Source organism: Streptomyces sp. NPDC086549 (assembly GCF_044746205.1).
Lineage (GTDB): Bacteria > Actinomycetota > Actinomycetes > Streptomycetales > Streptomycetaceae > Streptomyces.
In genome coordinates this window covers 28,581-52,210 of record NZ_JBIVBS010000028.1, presented here as the reverse complement: position 1 = coordinate 52,210, position 23,630 = coordinate 28,581, and the positions used below count along the sequence as shown (strand labels likewise).

Sequence of the window (23,630 nt, the reverse complement as noted above, 5' to 3'; positions counted from 1 at the left end):
CGAGGCTATGCGCGGGCGAGGATTCGGGTCCGTAGCAGTCGGAAGCCGGCTCGGCCGTACATGGCTCTCTTGATCGTTTTCACGCGATTGACATGGCCTTCGACCTTGCCGGAACTCCATTCGAGGGTGAGTCCGGCGGTGACAGCGTCGAAGTCCTGGCGGAGGAACGCGGCGAACTTGGCGACCGGGAGAACATCGGACTGTTCGGCCTGGCGGATCCAGGCAGGCAGCAGCTGACCTCGGCGGTTGCGGACGAGGTCCGTGAAGGCCCGGGTGAGGTCGCAGGCTCGCGCGATGTCCGGGCAGGCAAGGCGGGCCTGGTCGAGGTGCTCGACCTCCTGGGTGCTGAGACGCTCGCGGTTGCGCATGCTCCAGGAGGTGATCCGGCGCGGGCTTGGGATTTCCGCTGGTGCGGCCGGGGCCGTTCCGGCTTTCAGCGTTCGGAGGTAGGGGGTGAGTGTCGAGTAGCCGCCGCGGTATCCGCGTTCGCGGATCTGCTGGAACAGCGTGCGGCCGTTGGTGATGCCTGCGGCGTACTGCCGTTGCAGATACGGCTTGAAGGCATCCAACTTCTCGGGGCGGCGGTCGCGGGCGCTGTCGAGGAGGTGGTCGAGACTGGTGTCGCGGTAGCGGCGGACCGTCTTGCGGTCGAGACCGAGGCGGCGGGCGATGTCACTGAGCGGATGCCCGGCCGCGACCATGCGCGTGATCTCGGCGTGGTGCTGGAGCACGCGCTGCACGATCCGCGTGGGCGGCAGGGCGTCCACCAGCGGCATCCGGATCGGGTGGTCACCTCCCCTTTCTGCGTGCTTCTTCAGGCACGGCCGGTGCTGGTGGCAGGCCTTTTCGACCGCGGAGGAGAGGTTCTGGAGCAGGTGCCAGAGGTCCGCGATCTCCATGGCGTCCGGCCCGGCTTCCTTGATCGCCTTCGTGTAGGCGCTGGCACGGTCCCGGCAGATGATCTTCGCGCCGGGGTGGGCGGTCAGCCAGGCGGCGATGGTCTCCGAGGTGCGGTCGGGCAGGACGTCGACCACCCGCCCGGCTTCGACGTCGACCAGGATGGTGCCGTACCGGCACCCGCGGCGGAAGGCGAACTCGTCCACCCCAAGGACCCGCCGTGACCGCTCCGGAGCAAGTGGCTCCTCCAGCAGCCCCACCAGGCAGGTCCGGCCCGCCGTCAGGTTCAGCTTGCGGCACAGCCGCTCGCCGGCCCGGCCGCCGAGCTCGATGGCCACCGTCGTCAGCCACTCCTTCAGCCCGAGGCTGAAGCGTCGGTAACGTTCCGTCAGCTGGTCGACCTGCTCGACGAACGTCTTACGGGCGCACGATTTCCGATCGCAGAAGAAGCGCCGCACCCGCAGACGCACGACCAACTTCTGCCCGCCAAAGGGCGGCTCGGACAAGTTGCGGCGGTAGGTCGAGTGCACTCTGCGTCCCCGCCATCGGCAGCTCGGGCAAGACGGTGGCCGTCCGCATGCCGCGGCGTCGACGGACAGCATGGTGGCAGTGACGCTCACACTCTCCAGCCGGACATCGATTCTTGGGAAACAGCACGTCTTCGATCGAGGAAGCCCCCGTGATCGATAACTGTCCTGAGTGAACGTTCCTGCATTCACACTCTGACCTGGGCTTTCACGGAATTGCGGTCAGAACCAGACGAGGCGAGCAGGTCCACCCGAGCCTGAGTACAGGGTGGAGAATTTTTCAAATAGTCCTCCTGTAACTCCCGTCACGCCTGGCGGCGTGAAAATCTGTGTGCGTCGGACTCCTTGAGTTGCGTGCTTCCGGGCGCCCTGCCGATCGAGTTGGGTGCGCCTTGACCATGGACGCGGGGCTGTCCGCGCACGTCGATGGGGTTTGGGCCGGTGCGCCCGAGAAAGAGTCTGACGCGGGAGCCAGCCAGGGGTCGCCAACTGTTGCCTCGTGCACGCCGATCAGCCTTTCCGTTCCCCTCCGGTTCCCCGGACAGCTTCCGCGCAGTACCAGGACACGGGAGGCACGGTGGACGAGTCGAACGAAGAACCACAGGAGGAAGCGGTAGCCCGGGTTGCCGCGATCGACATCGCCAAAAACAGCGGGGTCGTCTGCACCCGGCTCCCGCACGAACAACGCGAGGGTAAGCGCGCTCAGCGGGTCTGGACGGTCGCCTCGACCACCAACGCGATCGTTGAACTCGGCGACCACCTGGTCTGCCAAGGCGTCACGCTGGTGATGGAGGCCACCGGCAACTACTGGCGTCCGTTCTTCTACCTGCTGGAGGGCCGTGGACTTCGGTGCTGGGGTCAACGCCCGCCAGGTCAAGAACGTTCCGGGCCGTCCCAAGACCGATAAACTGGACGCAGTCCGGCTGGCCAAGCTTGCCGAACACGACATGGTCCGCCCTTCTTTCGTACCGCCCAAGCCGGTCCGGCAGCTGAGGGACTTCACCCGTACTCGCACCGTGTTCGTGCATGAACGCACCCGTCACAAGCAGCGCATCGAGAAGGTCCTGAGGGACACTCAGATCCGGCTCTCGTCCGTGGCCACCGATCCGCTCGGCGTCTCCGGACGAGCGATGATGGAGGCACTGATCGCCGGTGAGCGCAGCCCCCGGTCCCTTGCCGGCCTCGCCCAGGGCGAGTTGACCGCCAAGCACGATGCGCTCATCGAGGCGATGACGGGGCAGTTCGAGGACCACCACGCCCGGCTGCTGAAACTTCTGCTCGCCACGGTTGATCACTTGAGCGAGCAGATCACCGCCCTGGAACAGGAGATCGCTGCGTCGATCGACGTCCTGCCCAATCCACGCGGTGCCCCGAAATACTTCGCGGCCTTCCGCGGGATCTCGCGTTCCTCCTCCAGCTCGCGGACCTTCCTGCGCAGGGCCGCGAGCTCGGCCTCCACCGCCGTCTGCGGCTGCACCGGCGCCTCCGTCCGACGGCCGCGCGGATGCCTGCTGCCCGCGTCCCGTATCCAGTTGCGCAGCGTCTCCGGGTTCACCCCCAGGTTGGCGGCGATCTGCTTGATCGTCGTCGCGGGCCGCGAGATGTAGCGCGACCGTGTCCGCCTTGAACTCCGGCGGAGAGTGCTCCATGACCACGACATGTCCGTTCTCAGATCCTCAAGATCCAGTGTCTCGAGTGTCCAAGATCAGGGGTGAGGGCCCAGCCGTTGAGTGCTGCATCAACCGGCTCAAGAGGCACCGTGCCGTCGCAACCCGTCACGAAGCGACCGTCCTCGTCGCGGCGATCGACGAGTGGTTGTGAGCAGCATGGCCAAACGATTCCTAGACAACGTCGAATTCGTTGCCTTCCGGGTCCTGCAGCAGGACGGCGTACAGCCCCATGTCCGGCTCATCCGTGATCCGAAGCACACTGGCGCCAGCTTTGATCAGTCTTTCCACTGAAGTGGTGACCCGCTGCGTGCGAACCGCTAACGGGACGTCGCGCCCGCCGCCGACCTTCAGGTCGAGGTGTATTCGGTTCTTGGTGGCCTTGGGTTCGGGAACCTGCTGGAACCACACCCGGGGCCCCTGTCCTGCGGGATCGACGATCGACTCCGGGATGTCGCCCGCACCTACAGGCAACTCCTCCTCGGGCACCCCCATGGCTGCCCAGTACTCCCGCCACGTGGCATGGCCGCCCGGTGGAGGTTCGGGTATGTATCCCAGAGCCTCGCTCCAGAACGCCACCAGCCTCTGCGGGTCGGCACAGTCGATCGTCAGTTGCAGCGTCATCTCCATGACCAGAGCGTGACAGACACGTCTGACATTCATGCTGGACCGACCCGGCCAACGGGAGAGGCGCACTTTCGCAACAGGCCCCAGGCTTGATCTTTAACCTGTGCGGCGGGGCTTCGGGGTGGCTGACTTCTTTGATTGTCGTTTGGCCGGCTGTGTTTTGCGCGGTGTGTGCACGTCGTGGCGTGGTGTGGATCTGCTGTTTTGCGGCCTGGTGGCCGTCCGGGGCCAGGTCGGGAGACGTTTGGTGCTTGGGCTGGACAGACGGTCTGCGGTTGGATGTGCCGGCAGTGTCCGCGTACTCTCTGCTGGTCGGGTTGGTGCGTTTGAACGTCCCCAGTGGTCAGGCCACTTCGTTCTCTCGCTCGATGGCCTGGAGCCGGTTCTTGAGCCGGTAGCTGGGGCCGTTGATGGAGATCACTTCGCAGTGGTGAAGCAGCCGGTTGAGGATGGTGGTGGCGAGGACGTCGTCGCCAAAGACCTGACCCCACTCGCTGAAGGTCTTGTCCGAGGTCAGGATGAGGTAGCCCATCTTGGCCTCCTCCGCGCGGCGGATGTATTTGTTGATGGTTTCCGCGAGGTGGGGCAGGCCGAGCTTGTCGGCCGTGGTGCGGATGCGGTTGCCGGTCAGCTCGCTCAAGAGGACTCCTTCGTCGGGGAGTTGGTGGCGAAGGGCCGGGTGCCGGTCAGCTCGTCATAGACCAACACCGGACGGCGTCCGACCTCGATCTGGGTGACCGCGGACCGGTTCTACAGGGCCTGCAGCGAGTTCGACACTGCCGGTGAAGGGTTCGCGACGCGGCGGGGTCACGTCGCCGGTGGGCTGGCCGTCCCAGTGCGTCTCCTCGACGACGCGGACGCCCCGGCCGACCGCCCGCGGATGGGCAGCTAGCAGGGCCTGACCGTCGGCATCGGGAACGGTCGAATGCAGCTCGACCTGGGCCTTGCCGCCCTGACCTTGACCAGCTGGCGTGGGCGGACCTTGCGGACGGGCACTGAGTAGAGGTGAATCCTGCACTGTCATCGCTGATCCGTAGCTTGGCCAGCTGGGCACCATCCCTGTCCACTAGAGCTATGTTGTGGTGTCCTTCCGCCCAGCCGATGTCGCAGAAGATCGCGCTCAATGTCTCTACCTCCGTGCCAACGCTCGGTTTCGCACCCAGGCGGAGCACGCGGCGCTCTAATAGAAGCGCTCAAGGCACGCCATCTCATGGGCCGTTCGTGTCTCCAGCGACCGGCAGGGACCTCGGTCTGCTGAAGAGCTCTCGGACTCGCGAACTGCTGAGAGGTCGGCCCCTGCCGGCGGGCTGGCGACATGAAACCTGTGATGCCCACGCTCCTGCCGGGCGGGACCGGTCTTTGACGAGAGATCGAGGTCCCGGAACTACCGAAGGTCTCCGCCCGACAGAGCGAGTGGCGAGGCGTAGCCGGTCTGACCACGGGGATCCAGTCCCGGAACGGGGGCAGGCTTCCACCTCGCACAGCGGACCCTTGCACTCCCGCGCTTGGGCTCACCGATGAGCTATTAGAGGGCGTTACTGACTTCGGCTCGTTAGGGTGATCTTTCTCGAAGTGCCTGATGGGGCTGGTTGTTGTCTGTATCTCCTGGTGTATGAGGTATGCGGATGGGGGTGGGCTGAGCCCCGCGGGGCGTCAGCGCCGGGAGACGGTACGGATGCAGGCGGCTGAGCTGTTCGAGCAGGAGATCAAGCCGCCGGAAGTCGCGCGACGGCTGCGGGTGAGCCGGAAGTCGGTCTACCAGTGGCATCAGCTGTGGCGGGACGGCGGGGCCGAAGCTCTGGCCTCGCGTGGCCCGAGTGGATCGCGGTGTCGTCTGTCCCCGCGCTGTCTGGAGAAGCTGGCCGCATACCTTGACGAGGGGCCTGCCAAGCATGGCTGGGTGGAGGACCAGGTGTGGACCGCCGCGAGGGTGGCCACGCTGATCGGGAGGAAGTTCCACGTCGCCTACAGCGTCTCGGGTGCCACGCGGTTGATGCACCGGCTCGGGTTCAGCCCGCAGGTTCCCGCGCGGCGGGTCGCCGAGCGCGACGAGCAGGCCGTGACCGTGTGGAAGGAGGCGACCTGGGTCGAGGTAAAAGGGTCCGGGCGGCGTGCGGGGGCTACATCTGCTTCGAGGACGAGGCGGGCTTCACGCGACGGCCGCCCCGCGGACGGACCTGGGGCCGGCGCGGTATCACCCCGGTCGTGACAGTCAGCGGACGGCGTTCCGGACGGCTCTCTGTGCCCGGGCTGATCGCCATGCGGCCCGGTTCCCGCACCCGTCTGTGTCACCGCTTGCGCACCCACCCCGCGGGAAAGGGCAAGCGCCGCAGCATGGGCGAACGCGACTTCATCGCGCTGGTCGACGGCGTCCACCAGCTCGTCAAGGCGCCGATCGTGTTGGTCTGGGACCGGCTCAACACCCACGTCTCCCATAAGATGCGGCAACTCGTCACCGAGCGGGAGTGGCTGACGGTGTTCCTGCTGCCCGCGTACTCGCCGGACCTGAACCCCGTCGAGTGGGTATGGGCACACATCAAGCGCAGCCTGGCCAACCTCGCCGTCGTCGCCCTCGACCGGCTCGAAGCCCTCGTACGCAACCGCCTCAAGCGCCTTCAATACCGGCCCGACACCCTCAACGGCTTCATAGCCGGCACCCGCCTGCCCCTCGATGAACCAGCGTCACCTTGACGAGCCGAAATCAGTAACGCTCTCTCAAGTGCGTTACGCCGCCCACTCGCCGGAATGGGTGACTCCGGCCTGGCGGTGATCACGACCGGCGGCGAGCAGATGCACAATCCGGTGTGGATGGCGCCCGCCTCCGCCCCCGGAACGGGGTGGATCAGCCGTATCCCCAACCGCTGGGTCCGTCCAACGCTCGATCGCAGGGTTCCTGCACGCGCTCCGCTATAGCCGGCTCTCGGTCCGGAGCGCGCGCATCAGCGTCGGCATTTCTGCGCCGACGGCTCGTCAGGTCACAGGCCACGGCATGTGTCGTGGGTAAGCAGCAGGAGGAATCCAGATGCTCAGAACGAGAACAACCCTGGCTGGCATGGCCATCGCCGCCGTCGCTGCGCTGACAGGTCTGAGTACCGGGCCGGCGCAAGGAGCGTCGGGTGGGGAGGAGGGCAAGAAGCCAACCGCGGCGGCTGCGGTGGCAGACGACAGTCTCGCCCCTGACCGGGGTGCCCAGCCCAAGGTCGCCGTGTCGCCCGCCACGAAATTGGCGTTGGCGGCGATCCAGAAGCAAATTGCCCACTATGTCGCCACGAACGACACCAAGTACACGTTCGCCAGCTACGCGGACCAGGCCACCGGGAGGATCGTCCTCGAAACCGACGCCCCGGACGGCGTGGTGTCCACGCTGACCGACCTCCCTGGCGCGGCGAAAGACCAAGACCAGGCCGTGAGCCAGATGCAGGTGCGCAAAACGACCACGACCGACGTGTTCAGCCGCCGGGACGACTCGCCGCCGTTCTACGGCGGAGGCGGCATCAGCAACGGAAGCGTTCTGTGCTCTTCGGGCTACACCGTGCAGAACTCCGCCGGAACCAGGTTCATGGTCACTGCCGGCCACTGCTTCGCCAACGGCGCCACCGTCACCACTGAGTCCGGCAGGTACACGTACGGGACCGTCTCCAACCGGCACCTGCCCACGGTCACCAACGAGCCCATCGACGTGGAGCTCATCGGCGGCCAGCCCTACACAGGCCGCATCTTCACCGGCGACGTCAACAGCGCCACCAGCATCCCAGTGGTTGCGGCCGGCACCGCCTACGAGGGCTACAACAACTACTGCCACAGCGGCCGGACCACCGGCGAGAACTGCGGGCACACGGCGACCAGCATCAACGGGCAGGTATGCACGCAGACCGGCTGCAAGTCACCCGTCATCGTCTTCCAAGGCGGCACCCTGACACAGGGAGGCGACTCCGGTAGCCCCTTCTACGCCAAGGACAGCCAGGGTGCCTTCATCCGCGGGCACGTCATCGCGGGAAGCAACACCACCAGCTACGCCGAGCCGTGGACTGTGGTGGCCCCCACCTTGGGTGTCAGCATCGTGACCGGCTGACCCGCCTGCCCACACCCGCGATCCCCGGTCATCCGCGTCACCGCACCTCCAGTGGCCACGGCCCGCCGAAGGACTCGGTGCTCGCCCCGTCGTCCGGCGTGAGCACCACCCTCGTATATAGGTCGTAGCTCCCGGGCGCCACGGGCCCGCTGCCCGGATCGCAGGACACGAGTGCGGCCTTGCCGGGCACGCGCTCGACTTTCCCCGGAGCGAGATCCCAGCGGACCCCCATCAAATCCTGCGGCACCGGCAGTGTCGCGATCCGACCGTGCCGGATGAGGAACACCTCGGCGTCCGGGGCGACCACGCCCCGGACGGCCACCCGGCTCGTGGCCTCGACCGTGCCGCTGACCACCCGCTCACCAATCCTCACGGTAGTGGGGAACCGCCCGGTCAGCGTCAGGACGCCGTAGGCCGTCGGCGTGAACGTCTGCCCGCACTCGAGCACGGTAATGCCGGGGTCGCGCCCATGGGTCATGGTCACCTGCTCCTTGGGTGGCACCTGAGGTTCCGCCGCTCCATCCCGGTCACCGAAACCACACCCCGCGACGGAGAGAACCACGGCGAGCACAGGCATCGCCTTACTAGCATGTAGTCGGCGATCTGACATGGTCACATCCCCTTCCCAGGGCCCAGCCATCCCGGCGCTTTGGACGCCGCACGAGCCTGCGAGGTGCCGCCCGACCGCCAGGGGGGACCTCAAAAGGCTAACGCGATCTGATACCCGAGCAGCACCGCCCACGCCCAGCAGCAGCTGGACTCTCATTCGCCCGGTCCAGCGATGACACCATAAGGCGCAGACGATGGCGCGGAGGGCGCCGTCAGCGGTGCGGTAGCGGACGGTCGGGCGGTCGCCGGTCAGGTCGTTTTGATCTCTACTGCCGGATTCAACGAACTACCGCTGGTGGCCTGAGTCGGCGATTCTCTGGCAGTAGGCGGCGACTTTGTCGAGGATCTCGTCGGCGGCCTTAGAAGCTGTTGTCTTTCAGGACGTGATCGACGCGTTTCCGCTGGTCGGGGATAGGAGTGGTGGTTCGGTGGGAGTGGTGGCCTGTCGGGTCGTCGTTCCCGGGGAGGTCGCGGATGCCGTCGGTTGTGGGACTGCTGGAACAGTACGAGCTCGCTGCTCGGCGTCGAGTCGACGGGTTACGGGAGGAGGCCGCGATGTCCCCGGCAGTCCCTGCGCGTCACCGCCTGTCATAGATGAGGCCTCGGGTCCGGTTGTCTATCTGCTCATGTCCTACAGCAGGGCGGAGGAAGTCTCCGAGTATGCCGCTGCCCTGGCTCGCGAGCACGGGCTCGTCTGCTACGACCCCCAGGGAGAACCCTTGCGGGGCTGAGTTGCACGATCAGCAGACCGCCCAAACGATGTTCATGACCCGCTGCCCTGCCCGACCACGCCCTTCGCGAGCGTGAACCGGCCCGGTGCCGGTTCGGCCAGCCAGCCGCGCGCTGTCAGCCGCTTCACCTTCGACCGCAGCGCTTCCACCTTCCCGGGCACCGGAGCCAGACCGAAGCAGGCGGCCGTCTCCTGGCACGTCAGCGGGCTTTGACCGAGACGGCTTCGGTCCGCGAGAGCCTGCAGGATGCGCTGGTAGTCCACCGACAGTGCTGACCAGCTCAGTCCCGCCCGCCACACCGCCATCACCGATTTCGGCTTCGCAGCCTCCGCGGGTCCGGCCGACACCGGCTGTGCACCGCGATCTGGCAAGTCCTCGGACGCATCGGGGCAAGCAGCGTCGCCGTTGCCCGGGGCCAGCACCTCACCGACGCGCGAGCGCGCGATGACCCACTCGTTCCACTCCCGCTCAGCCAGGGCCGGCTCGGCCTGGATACGGCCGGCCTCCACCCGCAGCCCGTCCACACGACGGCGAGCAGTGAGTTCGCGCTGTTCCAGCAGCCCCACGACCGACGGCATGTGCGGCCTCCACCCGAGTGATGACACAACAGGTCACCATTTCCCGAGACCGCCGACCCTACGCCTGACCAGCGAGAACGCAGTCCTCAAGCCCGGAATGACACAGCCTCTCAGGCCCGGACGTGGGCGCTGCGGGGCTTCGCAGCCCCGCAGCGCCACCAGCAGGCCATGCCGGAGCCCCGTTCCGCGGGCAACTGTTGCACCGGACGCCGGGGAAGAGGATTCCGTACGGCACCTTGCGGTCATCCGGAGCCCTCGGTTCGATCCGCGTTTGCGGGCCGCCACTGCCGGCCGCCGGAATAGGAGGATCGCTCCTGACCCGCAGACGACCGGTTCACCCGGCGGAGGCCAGGACCGCCCCGCATGCCGGCCGGAGCATGCTCAACCGCGGTAGGTCTCCAGCAGCCGCAGCCAGACTTCGCCGAGCGTGGGGAAGGCGGGGACGGCGTGCCAGAGTCGGTCGAGGGGCACCTCGCCGGCGACCGCGATGGTGGCTGAGTGCACCAGTTCCCCGACGCCGGGACCGGCGAAGGTGACGCCCACCACGGTGTTGTGGTCGGTGTCGATGAGCATGCGTGCGTGGCCGCGGTAGTCCTCGCCGTACTGGTGGGCGCCGGCGACGCGGGCGAGGTCGTAGTCGACGATCTCGATGCTGCGCCCGCTCTGCTCGGCCTCGCGGCTGGTGAGGCCGACGGAGGCGATCTCGGGGTGCGTGAAGACCACCTGGGGGACGGCCGTGTGGTCGGCGGTGGCCACGTGCGCACCCCAGGGGGCGTCGTCGATGGGCTCTCCCTTGGCGCGGGCACCAATGACGGCGCCGGCTATCCGGGCCTGGTACTTGCCCTGATGCGTCATCAGGGCGCGGCGGTTGACGTCGCCGACGGCGTAGAGCCAGCCGCCGTCGACGCCGGTGACACGGAAGGTGTCGTCGACGGTCAGCCAGTCGCCGGGGGTGAGGCCGACGGTCTCCAGGCCGACGTCGCGGGTCTGCGGGGCGCGGCCGGTGGCCAGCAGGATCTCGTCCGAGGCCAGTTCCGTGCCGTCGGAGAGCGTGATCCGAACCTCGCCGAATGCGCCGTCTTCGCCGTCCTCGCGAGTCAGGGAGGTGACGGTGGTGTTGAAGCGGATGTCGACGCCTGCTTCGCGCAGTCCGTCCGTGACGAGTTCGCTGGCGAACGGCTCCATCCGCTCGAGGAGTCCGTTCTCGAGGACGAGCATGGTGACCTGGGACCCGAGGGCCTGCCAGGCGGTAGCCATCTCGACGGCGACCACACCGCCTCCGACGACGGCGAGGCGGCCGGGCACCTTGTCGGCGGTGGTGGCCTCGCGGCTGGTCCAGGGGCGGACGGTGTCGAGTCCGGGGATGGGGGGCAGGGCGGCGCGGGTGCCGGTTGAGACGGCGACGGCGTGCCGGGCGGTCAGGGCGATGTTGTCGCCCTCAGGGGTCTGCACGGCCACCTGCTTGGGGCCGGTGAGTCGGCCGTGGCCGCGTATGAGGTCGACGGAGACCGAGTTCAGCCAGTCGACTTGGTCCTCGTCCTTCCAGTACGAGGACATCTTGTCGCGGTGTGCGAGGACCGCCTCGACGTCCAGCGGGCTGGCCACCGCTGGGTTGAGTCCGGGTACGCGGCTCGCGTCGGCACGAGCCACCACCGGCCGCAGCAGCGCCTTGCTTGGGTCGCAGGCCCAGAACGAGCACTCGCCGCCGAGGAGTTCGCGCTCCACGATCACGGTATCGAGCCCTGCGGCGCGGGCGCGTTCGGCCACGTTCTCGCCGACCGGACCTGCGCCGATGACGATCACGTCGTAGGTGCGGGTTGTCTCGTTCCTCACGGATGCGTTCCTCACTGATGCGTTCCTCACTGTTTCGTTCCTCATTGCTTTCGTGACTTGGTCGGGCACTCCGGCGGCCGCGGCCCGTTGTCGGACGCGTTTGCCGTTCTCCGCCGCCGGACGGCACCAGGGCCGCCGCACCGCGAGGGGTCGAGGGAGCCGGTGGCCGGTCACGGGATGGGACGGCCCCGGCGGCAAAGCCGTCTCTCGGCGCCCTCGGCGCCCACGGCGCCCGATCGGCCGGCGCGGCCCCGTTGCAGCCCGACCGCCGGGCGGCGGAGAGCATCCTTGCGCTCGCCCGGCGGTCCGGTGCCGGCCTTCGGCCCGCACCGCGAGAACCGCTGGGCCGGACCGGCTGCCATCCGGGCCGGACACGGCCCGTTGCAGCCCATGGACGGTGGCTTGTGGGGCTGTCAGCGGCCGGGGAGGCGCTGCGAGACCTCCTGGAGCACCCAGCCGTTGCCGTCCGGGTCGCTGAAGGTGAGGTAGGAGCCGTAGGAGGCGCGCTCGGGGTGCAGGCCGGCCAGCCGGTCCTGGCCGGGGCTGCGGTGGGTGACGTCCCCGCCCCCGTGGCCGTGGAAGTGGTTGTTGGCGTCGTGGAAGATCTCGCTGACCTCGATGCCACGGCTGACGAGCTGCGCGCGGGCCTCCTCGATGTCGGAGACGATGAGATACAGGCCCTGGAACGAGCCGGGTGCGATGGGCGTCATCCCCTCGCCGAAGAGGATCGAGCACTCGGAGCCGGGCGGCGTGAAGTGCACGACCCGGATGTCCTCGTTGGCCGTGTAGTCGACGTCCAGGCGGAATCCGACCTTCTCGTAGAAGGCCTTGGCCCGGTCGATGTCGGAGACGGGCAGCACGATCATTTCGAGCTTCAGCTTCATGGGGATGTCCTTGGTTTCTTGACGTCGGTGGATTACGCCCAATGCGTCACCAGACCGTCGAACGAGTTTTCGCCTTGATCGGCGAGGTCGGCGAGGTCGGCGAGGTCGGCGAGGTCGGCGAGGCCTGCGGGCCTCGTGCTGACCTGCAATCCAGAGAACCAGCCGGAAAGGCACCTGCGGGCGGTCAAGCAGGCCTACCTCGACCATGGCCTACTGGTCCAGGTACTGGCAGGCCCCCTTTCCCTATCGCTGAGTAACCGCTAATGCAGGCTTCGGGATAGCGCAGCTTTATCCTCGTCGAGGCGTAAACGGCGAAAAGGTCGTCGACGCGGCCATGGGCCGACGCTCGGACGACAGCAAGGCATTCAGCTCCACCGGCGGCCCCGCCGGCGGCGAGGTCATGCACGCCTGCCACTTGGGCCCCGACCGGAGATGGTCTGTGGGGCAAACGGGCGTGGCCGGTGTGGGCAGCCCTCGGCAGCGACTGCCAGGTACCGCAGCCGGATTGACGTGGAAGGCGAGTCGGTGCCGGGAGCATGGGCACCTGCTCCCCCAGAACTTCCTCGACGGCCCACTTTCGCAACAACGCATCAGGGCATTGAGGTGATCCCAAATCCGCTTTTTAATCGCCAAGACTATATTCGGAAAGCGCCTGTTTAGTCGACGTCGCCCTGGAGGTAAGAGGAACGGCTCCATTTCGCTTTTGTGGGGCGACCGTTTCAGGAAGTTCCCTTTTTACTGACAGGCAGTGACTTATGTGGCCGCATTATTCCACTGTGCGTTTGCCGGGATTGCATGTCGAGGACTAGCCTCAATATATGGGCACGACGTCGTCCGGTTCAGGTGACAACAAAGAGCTGAGTGATTTTCTGCGCTCGCGGCGCGCCCGGGTGACTCCTGAGCAGGTCGGGGTCACGCCGGGGGCGAGTCGCCGTGTTCCGGGACTCCGCCGTGAGGAGGTTGCGCTCTTGGCCGGATTGAGCGCGGACTACTACATCCGTCTGGAACGCGGACGGGTGGCCAACGCCTCGGAAGCTGTGTTGGGGGCCGTAGCCCGCGCTCTGCGGCTGGATGATGTCGAGCGTGCGCATCTGTTCAACCTGGCCAGACCGCAGTCCGTGACCAGAGTGAGCCGGCCCGCCGTTCCATGGCGAGTGCGTCCGGGTGCGTACGCGCTGCTTGAGGTTCTTCGGGATACCCCTGCCATGATTCTGGACGGCCGCATGGACGTCCTTGCCCTTAATCGAATGGCCTGCGCGATATATGTCGATTTCGATGCCGTACCGGTCCGCGAGCGCAATTTGGCGCGATTTATATTTCTCGACCCTGCGGCGCGTGAACTATTTATTGACTGGGACATGGCCGCCCGCATGGTCGTCACAGGTTTGCACCTGTATGCGGGTCGGCATCCGAACGATCCGCAACTGACCGAGCTAGTTGATCAGCTGTCGGCCGTAGACGAAGATTTTCGCCGATGGTGGGCCGCACACGATGTGGAGGAGTTCTCCCACGGCACCAGGCACTACCGGCACCCCTTGCTCGGCGAAGTCACCTTGAACTATGAGTCCCTTGTCTTTCCCGGTGACCCGGACCAGTGGTTGTTCGTGAGTACAGCTCAACCCGGCTCCCCGTCTTCCGAAGCCTTGCGGACACTCGCCGGTCGGATCGGTGACCTGGGCCCCTCGGTACATGCAGGTTCCGTGGAATAGCCCCGAGCGACTGTCTGACCGCCAGCTCCAAGTCCACCGGGAAAAGGGTTGATGCCAGACGGTCTACCGCCGCCCCCTCGTAGGCCGCCACGCAGGATTCACATGGACCGGTCGCAATGCAGCACTTGCTCCGTGTCATCGTCTCGTCCGTCGCGGCGGATGAGGTGCCGACCCTGGCCGACGCCTCCGCTCCATCGTGTGGGTGGCGCCGAGTTCTCCGTCCAGGGCGTGGGAGCGCCAGGCGAATTCGTAGCAGAAGGTGGCGGACTCGGGGTGGGCGGCACGGGCTTGGGCCAGGGGCAGCTGCCCGCGCCGAACAGGGCGAGCCCGATCACCCGTGTCGGGCTGTGCAGGTGCAGCAGAGCGCGGGGGCGGTAGACGCCCTGATCAACGGCGCCCGTTGTTCCGATGTGGTTTCGGATCATAAAGAGGGGTGTGCGCGAAGTAGTCCGTCTGGAACTGCTCCCCGCTCACGCGGTGATGGGTGTATCGCCGGGGCGAACAGCATCGTCCGCGATGCCGGGGTGGAGCAGAGGGGCAACAAGGAACCCGAACGCGGGTATGTGGAGGACGGGGCGGCGCGCCCGCGCGTGTCCGAGAATCTAAGGAAGTGGCGTCCATATGATGTACGAACATCCGGGCCTTGCAGCCGAGCTGTTGCGCCGTATGGCTGTCGACCAGCACGCGCGAGGTGTGCGCGAGGACGGAAGGGTACCGCCGGACGGCGCGGCGATGCTGAATGTGGACGCCGACAACACCGCCTGGCTGGCGTCGGTCCTGGACCAGTACGGATGGCCCGGGCACCGTCTGGTTGGTGAGGACGCGGCCGATGCTGCCTGGCTGCTGGCCCAGCATGCCGACGCCAGCTCGGTCCTGCAGCAGCGTGCCCTTGAACTCCTGACCCGGGCTGTCGCATCGGGCGACGCCACGCCCCGTCAGCTGGCCTATCTGACGGACCGCTGCCAGGTGAACCGGAATCAGCCGCAGACGTACGGCACCCAGTACATCACCGGCCCCGACGGGCAGCTCACTCCGCATCCGATCGCCGACATCACCCACCTGGACGAGCGGCGGGCGCGCGCCGGCATGGAACCGCATGCCGAGTACGACGCCGTCATGCGCGGGATGGTCAGCTGATCCGTATAGCGCGAATGTGCGCCGCGCAGCGCGTCGAGGGTCTGGCGCGACAGGTCCGGCGCTGCCCACCAGCAGCCTCGACGGGCGATGGGCTGTCAACTACGCAAGCTCGCAGCCCTGCAGTAGCTCCATCACGGTGAACAGTGCCCATCGTGACTGCTGGCATCGTGAACCACGGTGATCCCGGGGTGTTGCAGTTGGGCCCCGTCAGCCGTCGGCGTCCCGGGGAAGTCACAAAGGAAGACGCTGACGATGCGTTCACCCGGGGACGGTTCGTCGACCGGGCTGGTCCTGGGGCCGCCCTCGCCATCACGGACGCGGCCTGCCCCCGGTCGCCGGAGGCAGGAGCGCCCATGCCACCCGGGCACTGCGACAGTCGGTGCAGCTGTCCGTCAGCCCTGCCGAAGGCAGGTCTCAGTGCCCCGGCGCATCGATTCAGAACTCGAGGTCATGCTCGATCGCCGCCAGCTCTTCGGCGGTGCCCTGGACCTTCGGGCCCTTGAACCAGTTGCGTGCCGAGACCAGCCACCACACTCCGGCGAAACCGAGGACTATGAGGACGGCGATCGGGGTGTAGTTGAAGTTCTTGCCGGTGACAGGGCTGGCTGTGGGCAGCATGAACAGGACGGTGATGATCAGTGTCCAGGCGACGGCGATGATGCCGACCGGTCGGCTCCAGCGGCCGAGGTGCCAGGGCCCGCGCTCGAAGCGGTCGCCTTGGAGCAGCCGCAGGAAGACGGGCATGACATAGGCGATGTACAGGCCGATGACGGCGATCGAGGTGACGGCCGCGTACGCGGTGGCGTTCCACAGATAGGGCAGGCCGAGGACGAAGGCGCCGCCGGCCGCCAGCCAGACCGCGTTGGTGGGTGTCTTGGTCCGTTTGTTGATGCGGTGCCACACCTGCGAGCCGGGCAAGGCGCCGTCCCGGGAGAAGGCGTAGATCATCCTGGAGTTCGCGGTGACCGAGGACATGCCGCAGAAGAACTGGGCGCCGATCGCGATGAGCAGCAGGAGCTTGCCACCGGTCTCGCCGAGGGCGTCGATGAAGATCTGCGCCGGGGGGACGCCGGTCGTGCTGGTGAGGGCGCCGTCGTAGTTCTGGATGGCGAAGGTGATGCCGAGCAGGAGGACCCAGCCGGCGACGAGGGAGACCAGGATCGACATCACGATGCCGCGCGGTCCGGCCTCGGCCGCGTTGTGGGTCTCCTCGGTCATATGCGCCGAGGCGTCGTAGCCGGTGAAGGTGTACTGGGCGAGCAGCAGGCCGAGGAGTCCGACGTAGAGGCTGGAACCCCAGCCGGTGCCGTTGACGAAATGAGTGAAGACGAAGCTCGCCGACTGGTGCTTCGAGGGGAAGATCACGAGCGCGCCGACGATGATCAGCACGCCGAGGATGTGCCACCACACACTGACGTTGCCGAGGAAGGAGACAAGCTTGACGCCGAAGGTGTTCAACGCGCCGTGGACGGCCAGCACAATCCCGAAGAGCAGGATGGTGTGCCCGGGCGTGGCGGAGAAGCCGAACTGCAGGTCGAGCAGCGCGTTGAGGAAGAATGCCGCGCCGAAGTCGATACCTGCGGTCACCGCCACCTGGCCGAGGAAGTTGAACCAGCCGGTGAACCAGGACCAGGCCGCGCCGTGGGACGGAGCGAGCTTGGCCGCCCAGTAGTACAGGCCGCCCGCCGTCGGGTAACTGGAGCAGACCTCGGCCATGGCCAGGCCCACGAAGAGCGTCATGACGCCGACCAGCGGCCAGCCCCAAGTGATCATCGCCGGCCCGCCGGTGACCATGCCGAAGCCGTACAGCGTCAGACATCCGGAGAGGACGGAGATGATGGTGAACGAAATGGCGAAGTTCGAGAACGCCGACATCGAACGGGCAAGTTCCTGGGCATAGCCGAGTTCGTGAAGGCGTTGAGCGTCTCCAGACAGAGCGCGCTCGCGCTCCGGCTCCGTCACTGACTCGTCGGTGGGCATACGGGCCTCCTCGGGCTCTGATGGCCGCCGGTGGATCCGACGCACCGCTCCTCGCTTGAATCAAAGGTTTGGTGCGATACCTTTGCCGTCGGCGTCGCCGAACGCAAGAGTCCGGCGTGAAACATCGGTTACGAAAAGGCTTCGACGCCGTCGTCGCGACCCGGGTTGCCGGGAAGCCCCGGAGCAACACGGAGAGGCGGACGCCGTCCGTGATGCCGTGGGCCACGTAAAGCCAGTTGCGGTCGGCCGATACCCATGTACGTCTCCTGGTCGCCGCCCACCGAAACCACTTGTCGATCAATGGCCTTCCTGATTACCTTAAGGGCTTGCGGTATCCCGGCAGGATCGACAGGAGGCAGGACAAGCGGTTCCGCGGGGATGTGACGGCTCGTCAATCCTCCCAAAGCTGCCAGTCGTCCTCGTCGTCACTCCGCCACAGGCTGATGTCCCGGTCACGCAACGCCGTGCGCAGTTCGTGCGGGGCCAGCCAGGAGTGCAGGGGAGAGGACAGCGTCGGCCCTCCAGCAGTTGCTCCTTCGTAGTCACTTGGACCTTCTTCGCGGGGCCGGTGTCGCGTTGGACTGGCTGGACCCGGCCTGGGGAACCGCGGGCATCGAGGGCGTCGTCATCTAGGGCGCCGTCATCAAGGGCAGCCCTACCTGCCCGGCGAACGGGCCTGGATAAAGGTCCGCGCCCGCACCACCGCGCTGGACGCAGTACGGCACTTTCTCGACGAGCACCAGGTGGTCTTCGACGGGGCTGAAGATGCGGATCGCCCGGCGCCGGGGGCGTACGCGGCGTAATGGACTTGTACATCGACGTTCCCTGGATCCTGCAGGTCGGGGAGCTTGCGGGTGCAGGTGATCCTGCTCCCGACGCTTACGGGGTGCTGGTGGCCACGGTCGCCTGCCACCGGGCCGTACTGCTGGAGCAGCCCGTCTGCGACGGCGCCTCCGCCGCCGTCACGCACCCCCTCATGCGGTCCTGACCGGTGCGGCACAATCGCGGTCAACTGGAGGGCAACGGTGGGGTGGGAACGTGGGGCGTTTTGGCTCGCGAAGCCGACGTAAGGGCATACCGAACGAGCTGGCGCTACTGGCTGCGGCTGCTGAGAATCCCGGTGGCAGCGTCGCCGAGATCGATCCGACGTATATCGACGACCCGAACGGCTACGTACCTCCCGAGGCGATCCGCGGCGCGTGGTTGGTGGACAGCAGCGGCAAACTGACAGGTGAGTACCAGGAGAATCTCCGTCATGGGGTGCCACAGGACGACTTCAGCAAGCTCACTGATCCTGATCACTGGCTTGGCTGGCTCGGCGATGATCCCGCGACCGCCGTCCGGAAGGGCATCGAAGAGTCCTTGCGCGCCCAGGTGACAGACACAGTGGTCGAGTGGGTCAAGATCCTGGAAGCGCCCCGATTTCTGACCGGTGGGCGTCGACATTCTGAGGACGAACAGGTCATGTTGGTCACCCGCGCGGCACTCGCCGCGCCGTTCGCGCTGTCCGTGCGTACAACGCAGCACGGGCGTTCCATCCTCCTGGGGGTGTTCTCCTGGGCGGCGGTGAACCTCTCACCGCCCGAAGTCCGCAAGGATCGGCACTGGTTCGACCTGGGCGTCGGGCTGGACTGGGCCGCTGAACGGCTTCAAGGGCGGATCTATGAGATTGACGGTGAGGACGGCACCGCCGAGCGGTAGAGCGGCAATGCCGCTCCGTACCGGCGGTCAAAGCGGACTGCTCCCCGCGCCCGCGGGGATGGTCCCGGCAGCATCACGGGTGGCCTGCTCCGGGCTGCCGTGCTGGTCGACCTGGCCGGGGACCGGAGCAAGGCCGGCCGAAACCGGAGGTCGCTGCGGCCGGAGTCGCGCACGCGGTCAGCACGAGCACGGTGACCAGAGCGTGCCGCACGCCGCGCGGATCTCGTGGGTCGGGCATTTGGGCCAGCCGCCCCAGTAGACCTGGGATCGCCTCGGGTACGGTTCCGGGATGTTCGCGGAGTTGGCCAAAGGCGGGCGGGGCGGCGATGGCGCGTCGGCAGGCACGGTTCATGCGCCCGCGGTGTCCTCGGCCTCCCAGCGCAGCAGGTCGCCGGGCTGGCACTCGAGCACCTCGCAGAGCGCGGCGAGCGTCGCGAAGCGCACGGCCTTGGCGCGGCCGTTCTTGAGTACCGCCAGGTTGGCGGGCGTGATCCCTACGCGGTTCGCGAGCTCGCCCACGGACATCTTGCGTCTGGCCAGCATCACGTCGATGTCGACGGCGATCGGCATCAGATCACCTCGTCCAACTCGGCCTGCATCTGCGCCGCTTCGACGTCGCGTGCGACAGCCTGAGCGAGCAGCATCCGTAGCACGAGCACGATGAGTGCGACTCCCAGGATGGCCACGCCGACCCCGCCCATGATGACGGTGACGCCCGGGTCGTCCCGCTGGCCCGGGGCATTGATGGCCGTGACCGCGAACCACACGAGGGAAGCCGTCACGATCGCGCCGATGATCCCGTCCACGTACCGGAAGGCGGCATGGGAGAACACGGTTCCGCGTCGGACCATCGTCACCAGCCGCCAGACGCAGACCAGGGCGACCTGGGCCGACACCATGCCCAGGATCGTGATCACGCGCAACGGGGTTAGCGGGAGCGTCCCGTCGTCCGGCTTGGTGGCCAGTGCCCAAACCATCCCGGCCTGTACGAACACAGTGCCGGCGAGCACCACCACGAGCACGGCGCGCAACGCACCCACTGTCAGCTTTCCCATGACCCACCCTTCCATCGAGTTGCGATGGAAAGCTATCGAATTTCGATAGCCTGGGCAAGAGTCGGGACGGAGGGTGGGGGTGGTTTCGCACTGTGGCGGGACGCCGTCGTCCCCTTTCATGGCATGGCGACGATCTTTTGGTGGCTCTCGCTGTCCTGTGCCGCGCGTGCGGGCTGGGCGATGTGCGTGTTCGGGAGTTCCTTGCTCGTGGACTGGTGAACCGGAACTGGCGTCTGGAGACTGCTGTCGGGACGTACGCGGTGAAGGAGATTACTGACGTTCCCTTGCCTAAGGTCCGCAGGAACGTGGCGGTCTTGGTGGATCTGGCTCGCGAGGGGTTCCGGTTCCGGCGCCGCTGTCGGCCGATCGCGGTGATCTTGTGGTCGAGGTCGGGGGCCACGGCTACTGCGTTTTGCCCTGGGCGGACGGCGAGCATGAGCAGGGGACCGACCTCCCGCTCGGGCAGGTTCGCGATCTTGGCGTTCTCCTGGCCCGTCTGCACGAGGGTTTGCGCCGGCACGGCCCCGGTTCGGTTCCGGAGCGGGCGCCAGTTGTGAAGGTCCGTGGCGTGGACGAGGCCGACCGGGCGGTTGCCACTCTCCTGAGCCGTTTCCCTGACGATCCTGTGACCGACTTCGACAAGGCCGTCATAGAGGCTCTGCACCACCGGCGCGGTCTCATCGCGCGCTACTCCGATGCCCAGCCGGAGGGTGAGGTGCCGACCGGGCCCTACGGATGGACGGCACGTTGACTTCCAGTACCGCAACCTGCTGCGGCGGGGTGGCCGGGTGGTGGCGGTCCTGGACTGGGACCGGCTCGGGGTCCGTCCGTACGGGGAGGAGGCCGCGTGGACCGCGCAGGTGCAGTTCAGGCTCGGCGGCGTCTTCGACCTCGACCGTATCGCCGCCTTCTGTGCCGGCTACCGGTCCGTGATCGATCTGTCGGAGGGGGCCTCGCGGATGCCGTGAAGCGGCTGTGGTGGAAGCGGATGACCGACTTCTGGCAGCTGGAGTTCTACCTCGACCGCCAGGATCGCACCTTTGGCGAGATGTTCCTGACGGACGAGGCACTGCTGAACCGGTGGACCGACCGCGCCGACCAGGTCCAGGCCGCCTACGCGGCCCGGTAGCCGGTGCGTCCCGCAGGGACCGCGCCCGACCTCGCGACGGCACAGCAATGGGTGAACGCACTGACGTTCGGCGACCGTGCCGACGACGCGGAGTCCGCTAGCTGACGCCCGCTACCGTGACTGACAGGGCGTCAGCCGCAAGAAGTCTGACCCCGGCAACGCCCTGGTCCTGGCGAACATCCTGCGCACAGACACATCATGCCCATGGCGCCTCCTACGGCATGGTCCGCGATTACGTCGCGGTGCGCCGGGGGAGATCCGCGCGATGGGCGGCCGAGGTCCACCTCGGCATCGACTCGCTCCGGCTGGCCCACGGCATCGCCGCAGCCCGGAAGAGACGCTTGCAGACCCGGACGGTCCGCACCACCACCGAGCATGTCCAGGTCGTGGAGACCACGGTGGTGCGGGCCGCCGACTCCGGCACCCTGATGACGGTGCGGGCCTTCTGCCTCGACCCTCCGCGACGACCGCCGCTTCCACACCGGCCTGCGACTGTCCCGGCTGCCGCACCACAAGACGTTGCGCTTATCTGGGGTAGTGGCGAAGGATTCCTGCGAAGCTGCTGTTCGGGACGCTGCGGACGTGTCGGGAAGGCGACTGAGGGCGCCCTCCGCCCAGGTCGCCTGCTTTTGGAGGTAATCCGCTGTGCTGTTGGAGCGGTGCTTCCATAGGATCACGTCATGACTGCCGATGCCCCGCTCACCCGAGAGTCGTTCCGGCGCCTCCACCCGATCAGCACGCCCCGGCCGCTGTCTCAGCTGCCGGATCGTGTCTGGACTGACGAGGACTGGGACCGGATCCAGCTCGGATATCGAGCTCGGGACATGGATGAGAAGTGGAACGTCTTCGCTGAAGGCGATGTCCTTTTCATGCACCGGAGTTGGACCGGTCACGGCGTCTATGAGGTGTCCTTTGCCCCCATGGGTGGTCGTGGGATGAGGATTGTCTCTGCTGTGGCCGAGGCCGATGGCGAGCGCTATCGGAGCATGGGCGGCGATTACGACTGTCTGATGATGGAGCTGATCGTCAGTGCGATCGTCCTTGGTGAGCCCGCCGCCGAACTCCGGGCTGGCCTCGTTGAGTTGACTGCCAGGGCTTCGGGAAAGAGCGATCTTCCCTCGGGTGTGGTGGAGCACAGTGCTCTGGGATTGCGCTCTGGATCGTAAGTTCTGCAGCCCGGGGGTGCTGTCACAGCCTTGGGCCGTGTGACTGGATCACGCGTTGCAAGCGCAGGATCTCACCATGTGCGGCGGCCGTGGAGGGGCTCTCCGGCGAACACGTACCCGGGTGAGGGTTTCAACTGCCGATCTGGTGGGGGTTCCGGCTTGACCTTCGAGTCGGGTCGAAGGTTTACCGTCAGCGGTGTGATGACCTACCGCATCTCGCAGCTGGCCGAACGCTCTGGCGTTCCGGCTACGACGCTGCGCTTCTACGAGGACGCCGGTCTGCTGCCCGCCGACCGCACGCCGTCCGGGTACCGCGTGTACGGCGAGGACGCGGTGGAGCGCCTGGCCTTCATCTCTTCGGCCAAGCTCCTGGGCCTGGCCCTGGAGGAGATCCGCGAGCTCCTCGACGTCCGTGAGGAAGGGGTGTGCGCCTCGGTCCGGGCGCGGATGCTGCCGCTGGTCGCGGGCCGGATCGCCGAGACTGACGGCCGGATCGCTGAGCTGCGTGCGTTCTTGGCCCACCTGGCCGGCGTCCACGCCGACCTGTCCGGGCCGGCGCCCGCTGGGGCGTGTGGGCCTGGCTGCGGCTGCACCACGAGCACCCCGACGTCAGCGGCCGGGCCTGTGCCGATCACGTTGTCGGTGACTCGCCTCTCCCCGGACGCCGAGCCATGGCGGGACGCCCAAGTGACCTGCACCCTCGGCGGCGCCGAGCTGGGCGAGCGCACCGAGCAGTGGCAGCAGTTGGTCGGTAAGGCCGAGGGCCGCGAGGACATCCCCGACGGCGTACGCCTGATCTTCCCCGCAGGCGCCGAGCTGGCCGGCGAGCTCGCGGCCCTCGCCGCGGCGGAGCAGGGCTGCTGCGCGTTCTTCGACTTCACCCTGCACCTGACCCCAACCGCGCTGCACCTGGACGTGCGGGCGCCAGAGTCCGCCGCCGGGATGCTGGCCGACCTCTTCGGAGCACTCGCATGACCTCCTCCTCTCCCCGTCCGACCCGGCCCTGGGGCACGCTCGGTGCCGGCGCGGCCGCGGCCGCCGCCTGCGCGATGTGCTGCGCGGGCCCGCTCCTGGCCGTCCTCGGTGGCATCGGCGTGACCTCCGCGATCGGATCGCTCGGGATGCCTGCCCTGGTGGTCCTGGCCATGGCCGCCGGGCTCGGCGCCCTCGTCGTACGGCGCCGTCGCCGTACGACGTCCTGCCGCACGACACCAGCGTCGGCCGACCTCGGGATGCCCACCCTGGGACCGCCCCCGGAGACGAGCGGAGGTCAAGCCACTCACTGAGCGGGAGCCGCAGCCGGGCCGGGCATGGCGGCCTGTGAGGAT

Annotated in this window: 24 protein-coding genes and 5 pseudogenes; 15 read left to right on the top strand and 14 right to left on the bottom strand. The window is 67.3% G+C overall.

What is annotated here, in order from left to right; all coding sequences use genetic code 11:
* Positions 1–5: 5 nt before the first annotated feature.
* Entirely contained in the window at positions 6–1,499 is a 1,494-nt protein-coding gene (locus tag ACIPSA_RS47050) for an ISL3 family transposase (RefSeq protein WP_402647421.1), read from the bottom strand.
* A 502-nt stretch (positions 1,500–2,001) separates the two neighbouring features.
* Here ACIPSA_RS47050 and ACIPSA_RS47045 point away from each other — a divergent pair.
* Together ACIPSA_RS47045 and ACIPSA_RS47040 are read left to right on the top strand one after the other, a co-directional pair.
* Positions 2,002–2,331, top strand: coding sequence for a hypothetical protein (locus ACIPSA_RS47045; RefSeq protein ID WP_402647316.1), 330 nt, complete (start codon positions 2,002–2,004; stop codon positions 2,329–2,331).
* Positions 2,264–2,440, top strand: a pseudogene (locus ACIPSA_RS47040) (transposase); the annotation flags it as partial. The gene ACIPSA_RS47045 and the pseudogene ACIPSA_RS47040, both read left to right, overlap by 68 nt.
* Positions 2,441–2,715: 275 nt before the next feature.
* On the opposite strand, the gene ACIPSA_RS47035 reads toward ACIPSA_RS47040, so the two are convergent.
* The 4 genes and pseudogenes from ACIPSA_RS47035 to ACIPSA_RS47020 all read right to left on the bottom strand — a co-directional run.
* Complete coding sequence (locus ACIPSA_RS47035) at positions 2,716–3,084, bottom strand: transposase (protein ID WP_402647419.1); 369 nt, start codon at positions 3,082–3,084, stop codon at positions 2,716–2,718.
* Between the two features lie 181 nt (positions 3,085–3,265).
* A complete protein-coding gene (locus ACIPSA_RS47030; protein WP_402647314.1) occupies positions 3,266–3,721 on the bottom strand; it encodes a VOC family protein in 456 nt (151 codons plus the stop codon).
* Between the two features lie 93 nt (positions 3,722–3,814).
* A pseudogene (locus ACIPSA_RS47025) lies at positions 3,815–4,023 on the bottom strand (transposase); the annotation flags it as partial.
* A gap of 38 nt (positions 4,024–4,061) precedes the next feature.
* Positions 4,062–4,247: pseudogene (locus ACIPSA_RS47020) on the bottom strand (ATP-binding protein); the annotation flags it as partial.
* 1,083 nt (positions 4,248–5,330) lie between these two features.
* Here ACIPSA_RS47020 and ACIPSA_RS47015 point away from each other — a divergent pair.
* The 3 genes from ACIPSA_RS47015 to ACIPSA_RS47005 all read left to right on the top strand — a co-directional run bounded on the left by ACIPSA_RS47015 (position 5,331) and on the right by ACIPSA_RS47005 (position 7,790).
* Positions 5,331–5,927: a winged helix-turn-helix domain-containing protein gene (locus ACIPSA_RS47015; protein ID WP_402647312.1), complete on the top strand. Its 597-nt coding sequence runs from the start codon at positions 5,331–5,333 to the stop codon at positions 5,925–5,927.
* Positions 5,843–6,409, top strand: a complete 567-nt coding sequence (locus ACIPSA_RS47010) for a transposase (RefSeq protein ID WP_402647416.1) — start codon at positions 5,843–5,845, stop codon at positions 6,407–6,409. The genes ACIPSA_RS47015 and ACIPSA_RS47010 overlap by 85 nt, the downstream gene beginning before the upstream one ends.
* Before the next feature lie 463 nt (positions 6,410–6,872).
* Entirely contained in the window at positions 6,873–7,790 is a 918-nt protein-coding gene (locus tag ACIPSA_RS47005) for a hypothetical protein (RefSeq protein ID WP_402647309.1), read from the top strand.
* A 37-nt stretch (positions 7,791–7,827) separates the two neighbouring features.
* On the opposite strand, the gene ACIPSA_RS47000 is transcribed toward ACIPSA_RS47005, so the two are convergent.
* From ACIPSA_RS47000 to ACIPSA_RS46980, 5 genes are all read right to left on the bottom strand, one after another.
* Positions 7,828–8,268, bottom strand: a complete 441-nt coding sequence (locus ACIPSA_RS47000; protein WP_402647307.1) for a hypothetical protein — start codon at positions 8,266–8,268, stop codon at positions 7,828–7,830.
* Between the two features lie 894 nt (positions 8,269–9,162).
* Positions 9,163–9,708: a hypothetical protein gene (locus ACIPSA_RS46995; RefSeq protein ID WP_402647306.1), complete on the bottom strand. Its 546-nt coding sequence runs from the start codon at positions 9,706–9,708 to the stop codon at positions 9,163–9,165.
* Positions 9,709–10,089: 381 nt separating this feature from the next.
* Entirely contained in the window at positions 10,090–11,586 is a 1,497-nt protein-coding gene (locus ACIPSA_RS46990; protein WP_402647303.1) for a dihydrolipoyl dehydrogenase family protein, read from the bottom strand.
* Between the two features lie 368 nt (positions 11,587–11,954).
* Positions 11,955–12,425, bottom strand: a complete 471-nt coding sequence (locus tag ACIPSA_RS46985; RefSeq protein ID WP_402647301.1) for a VOC family protein — start codon at positions 12,423–12,425, stop codon at positions 11,955–11,957.
* Positions 12,426–12,457: 32 nt separating this feature from the next.
* Entirely contained in the window at positions 12,458–12,613 is a 156-nt protein-coding gene (locus tag ACIPSA_RS46980) for a hypothetical protein (RefSeq protein WP_402647299.1), read from the bottom strand.
* A 630-nt stretch (positions 12,614–13,243) separates the two neighbouring features.
* Here ACIPSA_RS46980 and ACIPSA_RS46975 point away from each other — a divergent pair.
* Positions 13,244–14,134 carry a helix-turn-helix transcriptional regulator gene (locus ACIPSA_RS46975; protein WP_402647296.1) on the top strand — a complete coding sequence of 297 codons (891 nt, stop codon included), beginning with the start codon at positions 13,244–13,246 and terminating at the stop codon, positions 14,132–14,134.
* A 189-nt stretch (positions 14,135–14,323) separates the two neighbouring features.
* Here the strand turns inward: ACIPSA_RS46975 and ACIPSA_RS46970 are convergent.
* Positions 14,324–14,469: pseudogene (locus tag ACIPSA_RS46970) on the bottom strand (hydrolase); the annotation flags it as partial.
* A 286-nt stretch (positions 14,470–14,755) separates the two neighbouring features.
* Between ACIPSA_RS46970 and ACIPSA_RS46965 the strand changes: the two are divergent.
* Positions 14,756–15,271 carry a DUF6624 domain-containing protein gene (locus tag ACIPSA_RS46965; protein ID WP_402647295.1) on the top strand — a complete coding sequence of 172 codons (516 nt, stop codon included), beginning with the start codon at positions 14,756–14,758 and terminating at the stop codon, positions 15,269–15,271.
* Positions 15,272–15,706: 435 nt separating this feature from the next.
* On the opposite strand, the gene ACIPSA_RS46960 is transcribed toward ACIPSA_RS46965, so the two are convergent.
* Positions 15,707–17,251, bottom strand: a complete 1,545-nt coding sequence (locus ACIPSA_RS46960; RefSeq protein WP_402647293.1) for an amino acid permease — start codon at positions 17,249–17,251, stop codon at positions 15,707–15,709.
* An 802-nt stretch (positions 17,252–18,053) separates the two neighbouring features.
* Here ACIPSA_RS46960 and ACIPSA_RS46955 point away from each other — a divergent pair.
* Positions 18,054–18,233 (top strand): annotated as a pseudogene (locus ACIPSA_RS46955) (fic family toxin-antitoxin system, toxin component); the annotation flags it as partial.
* Positions 18,234–18,289: 56 nt separating this feature from the next.
* Positions 18,290–18,952, top strand: coding sequence for a hypothetical protein (locus ACIPSA_RS46950; RefSeq protein ID WP_402647290.1), 663 nt, complete (start codon positions 18,290–18,292; stop codon positions 18,950–18,952).
* Between the two features lie 348 nt (positions 18,953–19,300).
* Here the strand turns inward: ACIPSA_RS46950 and ACIPSA_RS46945 are convergent, their stop codons facing one another.
* Positions 19,301–19,522, bottom strand: a complete 222-nt coding sequence (locus tag ACIPSA_RS46945) for a helix-turn-helix domain-containing protein (protein WP_402647288.1) — start codon at positions 19,520–19,522, stop codon at positions 19,301–19,303.
* Complete coding sequence (locus tag ACIPSA_RS46940) at positions 19,522–20,007, bottom strand: DUF2975 domain-containing protein (protein ID WP_402647285.1); 486 nt, start codon at positions 20,005–20,007, stop codon at positions 19,522–19,524. Before ACIPSA_RS46940 ends, ACIPSA_RS46945 begins: the two co-directional genes overlap by 1 nt.
* A 568-nt stretch (positions 20,008–20,575) precedes the next feature.
* On the opposite strand from ACIPSA_RS46940, the gene ACIPSA_RS46935 reads away from it, so the two are divergent.
* The 6 genes from ACIPSA_RS46935 (at position 20,576) to ACIPSA_RS46910 (ending at position 23,588) form a co-directional block, all read left to right on the top strand.
* On the top strand, positions 20,576–20,758 hold the full coding sequence (locus tag ACIPSA_RS46935) for a hypothetical protein (protein WP_402647284.1): 183 nt from the start codon (positions 20,576–20,578) through the stop codon (positions 20,756–20,758).
* A 40-nt stretch (positions 20,759–20,798) separates the two neighbouring features.
* The gene (locus ACIPSA_RS46930; protein ID WP_402647282.1) at positions 20,799–20,975 is read left to right on the top strand and encodes a hypothetical protein; all 177 of its coding nucleotides are present in this window, start codon (positions 20,799–20,801) and stop codon (positions 20,973–20,975) included.
* Positions 20,976–20,995: 20 nt separating this feature from the next.
* The gene (locus ACIPSA_RS46925; RefSeq protein WP_402647280.1) at positions 20,996–21,136 is read left to right on the top strand and encodes a hypothetical protein; all 141 of its coding nucleotides are present in this window, start codon (positions 20,996–20,998) and stop codon (positions 21,134–21,136) included.
* 680 nt (positions 21,137–21,816) lie between these two features.
* Positions 21,817–22,302 carry a hypothetical protein gene (locus tag ACIPSA_RS46920; protein ID WP_402647277.1) on the top strand — a complete coding sequence of 162 codons (486 nt, stop codon included), beginning with the start codon at positions 21,817–21,819 and terminating at the stop codon, positions 22,300–22,302.
* Positions 22,303–22,500: 198 nt separating this feature from the next.
* Positions 22,501–23,277: a heavy metal-responsive transcriptional regulator gene (locus ACIPSA_RS46915; RefSeq protein ID WP_402647274.1), complete on the top strand. Its 777-nt coding sequence runs from the start codon at positions 22,501–22,503 to the stop codon at positions 23,275–23,277.
* Positions 23,274–23,588, top strand: a complete 315-nt coding sequence (locus ACIPSA_RS46910) for a hypothetical protein (RefSeq protein WP_402647273.1) — start codon at positions 23,274–23,276, stop codon at positions 23,586–23,588. Before ACIPSA_RS46915 ends, ACIPSA_RS46910 begins: the two co-directional genes overlap by 4 nt.
* Positions 23,589–23,630 lie beyond the last annotated feature (42 nt).

Coding starts and splice junctions, on each gene's coding strand:
- ACIPSA_RS47050 (WP_402647421.1), bottom strand. CDS start 1,499: ATGCTGTCCGTCGACGCCGCGGCATGCGGACGGCCACCGTCTTGCCCG.
- ACIPSA_RS47035 (WP_402647419.1), bottom strand. CDS start 3,084: ATGTCGTGGTCATGGAGCACTCTCCGCCGGAGTTCAAGGCGGACACGG.
- ACIPSA_RS47030 (WP_402647314.1), bottom strand. CDS start 3,721: ATGGAGATGACGCTGCAACTGACGATCGACTGTGCCGACCCGCAGAGG.
- ACIPSA_RS47015 (WP_402647312.1), top strand. CDS start 5,331: ATGAGGTATGCGGATGGGGGTGGGCTGAGCCCCGCGGGGCGTCAGCGC.
- ACIPSA_RS47000 (WP_402647307.1), bottom strand. CDS start 8,268: ATGACCCATGGGCGCGACCCCGGCATTACCGTGCTCGAGTGCGGGCAG.
- ACIPSA_RS46995 (WP_402647306.1), bottom strand. CDS start 9,708: ATGCCGTCGGTCGTGGGGCTGCTGGAACAGCGCGAACTCACTGCTCGC.
- ACIPSA_RS46990 (WP_402647303.1), bottom strand. CDS start 11,586: ATGAGGAACGAAACAGTGAGGAACGCATCAGTGAGGAACGCATCCGTG.
- ACIPSA_RS46985 (WP_402647301.1), bottom strand. CDS start 12,425: ATGAAGCTGAAGCTCGAAATGATCGTGCTGCCCGTCTCCGACATCGAC.
- ACIPSA_RS46975 (WP_402647296.1), top strand. CDS start 13,244: ATGGGCACGACGTCGTCCGGTTCAGGTGACAACAAAGAGCTGAGTGAT.
- ACIPSA_RS46965 (WP_402647295.1), top strand. CDS start 14,756: ATGATGTACGAACATCCGGGCCTTGCAGCCGAGCTGTTGCGCCGTATG.
- ACIPSA_RS46960 (WP_402647293.1), bottom strand. CDS start 17,251: ATGCCCACCGACGAGTCAGTGACGGAGCCGGAGCGCGAGCGCGCTCTG.
- ACIPSA_RS46945 (WP_402647288.1), bottom strand. CDS start 19,522: ATGCCGATCGCCGTCGACATCGACGTGATGCTGGCCAGACGCAAGATG.
- ACIPSA_RS46940 (WP_402647285.1), bottom strand. CDS start 20,007: ATGGGAAAGCTGACAGTGGGTGCGTTGCGCGCCGTGCTCGTGGTGGTG.
- ACIPSA_RS46925 (WP_402647280.1), top strand. CDS start 20,996: ATGACCGACTTCTGGCAGCTGGAGTTCTACCTCGACCGCCAGGATCGC.
- ACIPSA_RS46920 (WP_402647277.1), top strand. CDS start 21,817: ATGACTGCCGATGCCCCGCTCACCCGAGAGTCGTTCCGGCGCCTCCAC.
- ACIPSA_RS46910 (WP_402647273.1), top strand. CDS start 23,274: ATGACCTCCTCCTCTCCCCGTCCGACCCGGCCCTGGGGCACGCTCGGT.